The organism is Methylobacterium aquaticum, from assembly GCF_001043915.1.
In the GTDB taxonomy this organism is placed as follows: Bacteria; Pseudomonadota; Alphaproteobacteria; order Rhizobiales; family Beijerinckiaceae; genus Methylobacterium; species Methylobacterium aquaticum.
Window position 1 is genome coordinate 1 of sequence record NZ_LABX01000254.1, and the last position, 8998, is coordinate 8998.

8 protein-coding genes are annotated in these 8998 nt (G+C 71.0%); 5 read left to right on the forward strand and 3 right to left on the reverse strand.

The features are described 5' to 3' along the window. Window positions 1–1648: L,D-transpeptidase family protein (locus VP06_RS36760; RefSeq protein ID WP_245291343.1), on the forward strand; the 1648-nt coding region annotated here is incomplete at its 5' end. A gap of 670 nt (window positions 1649–2318) precedes the next feature. Beyond that, window positions 2319–3623 carry a TadE/TadG family type IV pilus assembly protein gene (locus VP06_RS27875; protein ID WP_048467065.1) on the forward strand — a complete coding sequence of 435 codons (1305 nt, stop codon included), beginning with the start codon at window positions 2319–2321 and terminating at the stop codon, window positions 3621–3623. Window positions 3624–3629: 6 nt separating this feature from the next. Here VP06_RS27875 and VP06_RS27880 read toward each other — a convergent pair whose 3' ends face one another. Together VP06_RS27880 and VP06_RS27885 are read right to left on the reverse strand one after the other, a co-directional pair. Then, window positions 3630–4691 carry a YeiH family protein gene (locus VP06_RS27880; protein WP_048467066.1) on the reverse strand — a complete coding sequence of 354 codons (1062 nt, stop codon included), beginning with the start codon at window positions 4689–4691 and terminating at the stop codon, window positions 3630–3632. A gap of 90 nt (window positions 4692–4781) precedes the next feature. After that, window positions 4782–5102: a hypothetical protein gene (locus VP06_RS27885; RefSeq protein WP_048467067.1), complete on the reverse strand. Its 321-nt coding sequence runs from the start codon at window positions 5100–5102 to the stop codon at window positions 4782–4784. Between the two features lie 164 nt (window positions 5103–5266). On the opposite strand from VP06_RS27885, the gene VP06_RS27890 reads away from it, so the two are divergent. The 3 genes from VP06_RS27890 to VP06_RS27900 all read left to right on the forward strand — a co-directional run bounded on the left by VP06_RS27890 (window position 5267) and on the right by VP06_RS27900 (window position 7485). Continuing rightward, complete coding sequence (locus VP06_RS27890; RefSeq protein WP_048467068.1) at window positions 5267–5962, forward strand: HAD family hydrolase; 696 nt, start codon at window positions 5267–5269, stop codon at window positions 5960–5962. Window positions 5963–6088: 126 nt separating this feature from the next. After that, window positions 6089–6667, forward strand: a complete 579-nt coding sequence (gene msuE / locus VP06_RS27895) for an FMN reductase (RefSeq protein WP_048467069.1) — start codon at window positions 6089–6091, stop codon at window positions 6665–6667. 182 nt (window positions 6668–6849) lie between these two features. Beyond that, complete coding sequence (locus VP06_RS27900) at window positions 6850–7485, forward strand: DUF3885 domain-containing protein (RefSeq protein ID WP_048467070.1); 636 nt, start codon at window positions 6850–6852, stop codon at window positions 7483–7485. A gap of 139 nt (window positions 7486–7624) precedes the next feature. On the opposite strand, the gene VP06_RS27905 is transcribed toward VP06_RS27900, so the two are convergent. Next, a complete protein-coding gene (locus VP06_RS27905; protein ID WP_048467071.1) occupies window positions 7625–8668 on the reverse strand; it encodes a gamma carbonic anhydrase family protein in 1044 nt (347 codons plus the stop codon). Between the last annotated feature and the right edge of the window lie 330 nt (window positions 8669–8998).

Here is an 8998-nt window from a genome sequence, read left to right on the forward strand (position 1 = left end):
CGCCCGTCCTCGGGGCGGCGCAACGCCGCTGCCGGTCGGCCCGATCAGGCCCAGCGCCGCCCCGAGGACGGGCGACGCCAAACCGGCTGAGCAAAGACCGGCCGACGGGAAGCCGGCCCCGAAAAAGGTCTCGCGCGAGCTGCCGCCGCTGGTGGTGGCGCGGATGTCGCAGGACACCACCCCGACCCTGACGCCGGCGACCTTCCTCGACACGCTGCGGGCGGCGGAACGCTACCAGGCCCTGGTCGAGGCCGGCGGCTGGCCGGCCGTGCCGGCCGACCTCACGGTGAAGCCCGGCGAGCGCAGCCCGGCGATCCCGGCCTTGCGCCGCCACCTCGCGCTGACCGAGGACCTGCCCCCCGGCAGCCCGGAAACGGACCAGCTCGATCCCGGCCTCGTCGCGGCGCTCAAGCGCTATCAGGCCCGGCACAACCTGCCGGAGACGGGGCTCCTCGGCCGCCAGACGGTCGCCGCTCTCAACGTGCCGGCGAGCGTGCGCCAGCGCCAGCTCGCAGCCTCCGCCAACCGGCTGATCGGATCGAGCTTTCCGTTCGGCGACCGCTACGTGGTGGTCAACATTCCCTCGGCCGCAGTCGAGGCGGTGGACCACGGCAGCGTGGCGCGCCGCTACGTCGCGGTGGTGGGCAAGCCGGACCGCGCCTCGCCGATGGTCGAGACGAAGATCACCAACATCAACTTCAACCCGACCTGGACCGTGCCGGTGTCCCTCATCAAGAAGGACATCATCCCGCACATGCGCAAGGATCCGGGCTACCTCGCCAAGATGCATATCCGCATGCTCGACGGCCAGGGCCAGGAGGTGCAGCCGACCGCCGTCGACTGGTCGACCGAGCGGGCGGTGAACTACACCCTGCGCCAGGATCCGGGCTTCGACAACTCGCTCGGCCAGGTGCGGATCGACATGCCGAACCGGCACGCGGTTTACATGCACGACACGCCGTCGAAGTCGCTCTTTTCCCGCGACGTGCGCTTCCACTCCTCGGGCTGCGTGCGCGTCGCCGACGTGAAGGCGCTGGTCGGCTGGCTGCTCGATGGCACGCCGGGCCCGAACGGCCCGGGCTCGGTCTGGGGACCGATGGAGATCGAGACCGGCATCGCCACCGGTGAGCGCCGCGACATCAAGCTCGCCAAGCCCATCCCGGTGACCTTCGTCTACCTCACCGGCTACGCCACCCCGGACGGGCGCGTGCATTTCCGCGACGACGTCTACGGCCTCGATAGTGGCAAGGACACCGGCAAGGATACGGGCAAGCCCGCGGACGTGGCGGTGACCGGCGCCATTGCGACGCCCGTGCCGGCCAAGGGGGGGCAGGCAAAGGCGGGTCAGGCCAAGACGAACCAGGGCAAGACGAACCAGACCAAGACGAACCAGACCAAGACGAACCAGGCCAGCCCGATTGAGGCCAAGCCCGTTCCGGGCCCGGCGGCGGCGGCACCGGTCGGACTTGCGGCCCCGCCCAAGCCGGCGACCTCCAGCCCCGCCTCGGCAAAACCCGCCATCAAGGCACCGACGGCCGAGACGGTCCCGGCGGCCGAGAAGCCGACCTCGAGACCCGCCGCCAAGGCGCAGCCGGCCGAGAGGCCCGTGCCGGCCGCGGAGCGCCGGACGGCCGCACCCCCGACCTGATCCGCCCCGACACCGCGACGGACCGAGCCGGAGTGCCGCGGGTACGCCCAGACAGTCAGGTGGTGTCGAAACAGGCGAAAGACGGTCCGCCCAGATCCGGGCATCCTGCGGATCCGGATTGCGGGGCGCGCCCCTCCGGGTCCGGGCTCCGCTGCGCGGCCCCGGACCCACAGGCAGGATGGCAAATCTGTGGAGTCCGATCGACAAGGCTCTCACACTCGCTCCCGGCATGCGGCAGGCGAGTCGGCTCGAACAGGCTCCAGGTCAGGGCGCGTCGGGGAGAGCCGGTTCTCGGCACGCCTCCATCGGGGATGGACCGTGATCGCGGCCCTTTCCCGCGCCGCCGCGGCATCCCGATCCGACGAAGGCGTCAGCGCACCATGCCGCTCCGCGCCAACGACCCGGTGAACCCGCCGCCTTCACCCTTCGTTAGGGTCCCTCTCTGTCAAACTGGCCTTGTTAGATCAAAGCCTCGTCACCGATCCGGTGCCGGTGCGTGGTCGACACGTCACCCCGGCATGGCCTGCGCAGACGCGCAGCCCCTTCGCCAGGGGTCCATGCAAGGCTTAACGGCGGTGCGGCTCCCGTGACGACCTCTCTATCCCGCCTCCGCACGGCACACGCCGCCCGGCGGCTCCGGCTCTTCGCGCAGGATCGCAGCGGTGCCTTCATGGTCGCCTTCGCGCTCGCCCTGCCGGTCCTGCTGGGGTCGGTGAGCGCCGCCGTGGAGTACAGCCGGCTGCTTTCCCGCAAGAGCCAGTTGCAGAGCGCCGCCGATTCCGGGGTGCTCGCCGGCGCCGCCCTGCTCAAGCTCGCCAATGCGGACGATGCTTCGGTGACGAGCGTCACCCGGCAGGCGATCGTCGGACAGGCGCGCGGCCCGGCGGACCGCCTCAGCAGCATCACGGTCGCGATCGGCGACGGACGCCGCTCCGTCTCGGCGGTGATCGAGGAAACGGTGCCCTCGATCATGGGCAAGCTGCTCAGCCTGCCCTCCACCACCCTGATCGTCCGGGCGACCGGTCAGCTCGTCGGCTCGGTCCGCCTGTGCCTGCTCGCCCTCGACCCCTCGGCCAAGGGGGCGTTCGACGTGGAGAAGAAAGCGCAGGTCACCGCCGAGGGCTGCTCGCTCTACTCAAACTCGTCGAGCCCGAGCGGCATCCAGGGCAAGGACAGCGCGACCGTCCGGGCGCTCTCGATCTGCTCGGCGGGCGGGTTCGACGGCAGCAAGGCGCTGTTCACCCCGGCGCCGATCACCGATTGCGCGCCGATCGGCGATCCGCTCAGGGACCGTCCGCTACCGCAAGCCGGCATCGACTGCGTGATCCTGAGCCCCTCCGCGCAGGCCGGCCCGACCGGCGGAGCCAGCAACGTGGTGACGGGCAGCGTCACCCTCGATCCCGGCACCTATTGCGGCGGCCTCAAGGTCACCGGCACCGCCTCGGTGACGTTGCGCCCCGGCATCTACGTGATGAAGGACGGCCCGCTCATCGTCGACAAGCGGGCCAGCCTGTCGGGCCAGGGCGTCGGGCTCTTCTTCACCGGCGACAAGGGCGGGATGCGGTTCGACAAGGACACCACCATCAGCCTCACCGCGCCGACGAGCGGGCTGATGGCCGGCTTGCTGATGGCCGAGAGCCGCACCGTCTCGAATCCCGTCCCGGTTCCGATCGACAGCGCGGTCACGCCGCCGCCCCCTCCCCCGCCGGGCGGCGCGAAGGCGATGCGGGAATACCGCATCATCAGCGACAATGCCCGCACGATGCTGGGGACGATCTACCTGCCGGCGGGCCGGCTCATCATCGACAGCAGCCGGCCGGTCGCCGACCAGTCGGCCTATACGGTGATCGTCGCGCGGCAGATCAACCTCTACGAGGGACCGAACCTCACCCTCAACGCGAATTACGGCGCGACCTCGGTGCCGGTTCCGGACGGGGTCGGGCCGACATCCGGCACGGCCTCGCTCCGGAGCTGAGCGCCGTCAGGAAATGCCCAAGCCCCGGACCAGCCCGATGCTGACGAGGAGCAGGACGGCCAGGGACGCGACGACCGCGAGCGTCACCCGGCCGCCGACCCGGGCCACCACCCGCACGTCGACGCCGAGGCCCAGAGCCGCCATGGCGATCACCGTCAGGATGCCGGCGATGCGCGTCAGGGGCGCGAGCGCCGCGTCGGGCACGAGGCCGAGCGAGCGGGCGGTGGCCAGGGCGAGGAAGCCCAGGATGAACCACGGCACCAGCTTGAAGAAGCCGAGCTTCTTCCTCGCCCCGGAATGACCCTCGGCCGCCGGGGCGCCGGACTCGTCGCGCAGGCGCGGGGCCAGCAGCGACAGGCCCAGCACCACCGGCCCGAGCATCAGCACCCGCACGAGCTTGACCAGCGTGCCGACCTGGGTGCTGACGAGGCTCACCGGCACGGTGGCGGCCAGCACCTGCGGCACTGCATAGACCGTGAGGCCGGCGAGCACGCCGTATTCGGTCGGGGTGGTGCCCAGAAGCGGGATCAGGAGCGGCAGGCCCAGCACCACCAGCACGCCGAGGATCGCCGTGAAGGCGATCGAGGAGGCGACGTCGTCGCCGCTCGCCCCGATCACCGGGGCGACCGCCGCGATGGCCGAATTGCCGCAGATGGCGTTGCCGCAGGCGATCAGGATCGACATCCGGGCCGGCAGCCCGAGCAGGCGGCCGATGCTGTAGCTGGCCACGAGGGCGATCACCACGGTGGCGACGATGCCGGCCAGCAATGCCGGCCCCGAGGCGACGAGGGCGGCGAGGCTGATCGAGGCGCCGAGCAGCATCACGGCGACCTCCAGGAGCTGCTTGGCGCCGAAGGCGATGCCGATGCGCCAGCGCGGCCCCGGCTCCCAGACCGAGCGGATCGCGATGCCGGCGAGGATCGCGATCACCAGCGCCTCGACATAGGGGTGGTGGACGAGGCGCTCCTCCGCGGCCTGGACCAGGCTCGCCGCCGCCGTGACGACGACGCAGAGGGAGAGGCCAGGCAGAACCGCGATCGCGGTCCGCCCCAACGTGTCAGGCCGCATCGCCGGGCATGCTCGTGGGCAGGAGAATCTGGGAAGAGAGACGGCCCGGGCCATCCGTGCAGGGGCGTCCGGCGCGCGTCGGTCGAGATCTCACGGGCGGAAGCCCGTGCCGATGCCGGTCCGTGGCGGCTGGCCGAGCCAGAACAGCGCCAAGCCGAGGACCAGGGCGATCGGGGCCGCTGGCGAGAGGGTGAAGGGGAGCCCGAGGAGCTTCCACAGGGTGGGCTGCCCGCCCTCGGCCATCGCCTGGAGGCTCGCGGCCCGGTCCTTCAGGAGCGCCACGGCGACGTCGCTGACCGAGGTGACGAGCACCGCATTGTTGGCGATCGAGCGGGCGCCGTCATAGACGATCCCGACGAAGCCGGCGGCGAGGAACAGAAGACCGAGGCAGCGGCACAGGAAGCGGATCATCCAGGGCTCCGGACCGCACCCCGGGCGGGGCGCGCGGGACCTTGAGTAGAGAGACGGTGTTGCGGGTGCAAGCGTGCGCGCGGCACCGTGGCGGGTTGATCCCGGCCGCCCCGGCATGCCACGGCGCGGGCGGCCGGCGCAGCGACGCGGCGGAGGGGAACCGCATGAACGGCAGGACGGGCGCAGGGCCGGAGCTGGTGATCTTCGATTGCGACGGCGTGCTGATCGACAGCGAGCCGATCAGCCTCGCGCGCCTGACCGAGAACCTCCGGCGCATCGGCGTGCCGATCGACCTCGCCACGGTGGCCCGCCGCTTCACCGGCACCAGCATGACCTCGATCATGGCGCATATCGCGACCGATTACGGCGTGCCGACCCCGGAGGGCTTCGTCGATGCGGTGCGGGCCGACACCCTGCGGGCCTTCGACGGCGAATTGCAGGCGATCGCCGGCGCCGGCGCGGTGCTGGGGACGATGCGGGAGCGCCGCTGCGTCGCCTCGAGCAGCGATCCGCTGCGCCTGCGCCACGCGCTGTCGCTCACCGGCCTGCTGGAGCATTTTGGCGGGCACGTGTTCAGCGCCACCCAGGTGGCGCGAGGCAAGCCGTTCCCGGATCTCTTCCTCTATGCCGCGGCGCAGATGGACGTGGCCCCGGAGCGTTGCGTGGTGATCGAGGACAGCGTGCCGGGCGTCACGGCAGCGTGCGCCGCCGGCATGCCGGTCCTCGGCTTCTGCGGCGGTGGACATTGGGGACACGACCGGACCGGAACGGACCTTTTGGCCGCAGGGGCCGTTCGCGTTTTCGACGCATTCACCGATCTGCCCCATCTCTTGGCGACCTGGGACGCTGCGTCCCGTTAAGGGATGGGGAGCCTTGGCACCGGTTTCGCATTGACCTGCCGCACGCGCCCGGCACAGTCGGGATCGACGCGAGGCCGCGAGACCGTTCCAGCATTCCCGTCGCCTTGAAGCCAACCGGAGCCCGCCGTGAGACCAGCCCGCATCGTCGCCTTCTCGGGCAACGTCCGCCGCCCGTCCCGGACCCGCGTGCTGGTGGAAGCCGTCGCGACCGAACTCACCCGCCGCCGCCTGATCGACCTGAAGGTCTACGATCTCGCCGAGGTCGGCACCGGGCTCGGCGCCACGACCCGGCAGGCCCTGCCCCTGCCGATCGGCCACATGATCGAGGCGATGGAGGGCGCCGACGGGCTGATCGTCGGCTCGCCGGTGCATAACGGCTCCTATTCGGGGCTGTTCAAGCACGTGATCGACTTCCTCGACCCGGCCGCGCTGGCCGGCAAGCCGGTGGCGCTCACCGCGACCGGCGGCGGCCCGCGCCACGCGCTGATGGTCGAGCATCAATTGCGCCCGCTCTTCGGCTTCTTCACCGCCCATGTGGCGCCGACCGCGGTCTATGCCGGCGAGGCGGAGATCCAGAACGGCGCGGTCACGGACAAGCGCGTCGCCGAGCGGGTCGCCGCGGCAGCGAGCGAACTCGGCCATCTCCTCGACGTGGCGGAGGCGGCCCGGCGCGCCGGGGCGGAGCGGGCGGTGGCGGGTCTGTAGCGGCGAAGCGATCCGCCTGCTGTCGGCCCGTCAGGGCCTTGGTGGCGCCGCGTTGGACGATCGATCTGGCCATTGGTTCGTCGCGGAACATGCGGCACAATCCAACACCTGGAGCAGCCCCCGATGGTCCCGTGATCGGGTGCCGCTCTGATGTCGGGAGCGCTTGGAGTTCCACCGATCCGATGAATGGCGGGCCGCTCGCGCGAATTCAGGACGCTTTCGGCTGGGACGGCTTCCCCCATGCCTTGTTCTACCATGCTCGATACGCGCTTCGTTTCGAGCTGGACAACGATGCCCAAGGTGCCCCGGTCCAGCTCATTCGCGCGATGGACAGGGCACGCCTCATCGCGTCTGACGCATTCGCGGAGTCGGTGACGCTGACGGCGGTCATCAGCTACTATAGCGACAGGAAAACCGCTCGCCGCGTCTCTGCCGCCTTCGATCGCCTGGCCAAAATCGGGTTTCGCGAGTCTCTGCGGGGGTCGGACCGCGTTCCCCGGAACGACGAGGATCATATCGCCGCGTTCGGCGTCGACCTGTATCGCTGCTGGCATGGAGCGGATTTCGACAAATCCGACGATGCCATGACGGCGCTTCTCTGGGCCGCTCTGACGCGCGATCTCTCGATCACGCCGAGCACGCGGTGCTTCAGCGTCCACATCGTCGACTTCGCCCGCAAGATCGTCGTCCACCCCTACGATGATCGCGGCCTCGATGTGGTCGCCCCGGACCGGCAAACCCTCAGGCCGCTCTACGAGCGCCGGAATGACTGGCTCCTCGATCACGACCGCAAAGCGATGGACGCGACGTTCGGTTGAGCGCCGCGACCCGATGTGAAGGCTTGTCCGATCGATGATCGATTGTGGAACGCCGGCGATCTCTGGCGCGCCCGGCATCGCCGGAGCCGGAACGTCCGCTTGATGGGACGATGCGTTGGCCCGCCCAAGGCACGTCCGCTCAGCCCTCCCCCGTCCAACGCCCCTCCGTCGCGCCTGCCTGCAACTTGCGATAGGCTCTGCCGTAAGCGGCGTAACCGGCGACGGTCCGGGCCATCATCGCCCGCCGCTCCGCGTCGAGCCGCGACAGCGCCCGGGCTGGGCGCCCGCCCCAGAGCCAGCCGGAGTCCAGCACCTGCCCGGGATCGGTGGCGCTGCCGGCCGCAACGAGCACGTCGGCCTCCACCACCGTGCCGGGACCGAGGCGGGCGCCCATGCCGATGAGGCAGTTCGGGCCGATCCGCCCGTCGCCCGCGGTCACGTTATGGCCGAGCGTGGTGTCGTGCTCGATCACCAGGCCGTCGCCCCGGGTGTGGATCGCGCAATTGTCCTGCACGTTGACCGTCGATCCGATCACGATCGGCCCGACGCCGGCATCGAGGATGCAGGAGAAGAACACGCTCGCCCCAGGCGCCAGGGCGACCCGTCCGTGCAGCCGGGCGGTGCGGGCGACGAACACCGCCGGATCGGGCGCGAAATCGTCGCCCGGCCCGACCGCCGGCTCGCTCGCCGCTGCCTCGCGCAGGCGCTCGGCCCGCTCGGCCAGTTCGCCCGGCGCGAGGCGGCGCAGGGGCCGGGCCGGGCTGCCGGCGCAGACGAAACCGGACGGCAGGGTACTGCGCGGAAACACCGTGCTGCCGGCCTCCAGCAGCACCCCGTCCTCGATCAGGGAGCCGTCGAGGACCACGCAGGCATCCTCGATCACGCTCTCGTCGCCCACCGTGCAGGCATGGACCACGGCATCGCGCCCGACCGTGACCCGGTCGCCGACGATGCACGGATACATCTCCGCGGCGATGTGCAGCGTCGAGCGGGCACCGAGCCAGAACCGGTCGCCCACCACCACCTCGTGCCCGTCGGCGCGGATCACCGAATCGTCGCCGAGCCAGGCCTGCGCCCCGAGGCTCGCCCGCCCGATCACCGCGCTGCCGCGGCCGCACCAGACCGGCCGGGCCGCGAAGGTGGGCGCGGTGTCGTCGAACGGGAGGAGGAGGTCGGGGGTCATGGGGCGGTCCTCCATCCGGCCGGCCGCGCGGCCGGTCCGTCTCGCGTGCCACCTTGACGCCGTTGCGCCGCCGCCGCCAGCCCCGGATCCCGGCGCCGGCCGTGCGGACCTGCACGACAGGGTTGCGTGGGGCTGCGCTCCCGCGCTCCCCGCTGTCGGATCCCGTTCGCCGCCGAACCGGTGACCGAGTCGCCGAATGATGCTTATACCGACGGCCCAAGATGCTGACGCATCGGGCCGTCGACCCATCTCGAATTTTCGATGTCAAGCCGGAGGCTTGGCGAAAATTCGAGATCGGAACCAAAGGTCGTTTCCAACGACCGTTGGTAT

Bases quoted from the DNA above. Each gene is read 5' to 3' on its own strand.
- VP06_RS27885 (WP_048467067.1), bottom strand. From the start codon at position 5,102: ATGATCCGCTTCCTGTGCCGCTGCCTCGGTCTTCTGTTCCTCGCCGCC.
- VP06_RS27900 (WP_048467070.1), top strand. From the start codon at position 6,850: ATGAATGGCGGGCCGCTCGCGCGAATTCAGGACGCTTTCGGCTGGGAC.
- VP06_RS27890 (WP_048467068.1), top strand. From the start codon at position 5,267: ATGAACGGCAGGACGGGCGCAGGGCCGGAGCTGGTGATCTTCGATTGC.
- VP06_RS27875 (WP_048467065.1), top strand. From the start codon at position 2,319: ATGGTCGCCTTCGCGCTCGCCCTGCCGGTCCTGCTGGGGTCGGTGAGC.
- VP06_RS27905 (WP_048467071.1), bottom strand. From the start codon at position 8,668: ATGACCCCCGACCTCCTCCTCCCGTTCGACGACACCGCGCCCACCTTC.
- VP06_RS27880 (WP_048467066.1), bottom strand. From the start codon at position 4,691: ATGCGGCCTGACACGTTGGGGCGGACCGCGATCGCGGTTCTGCCTGGC.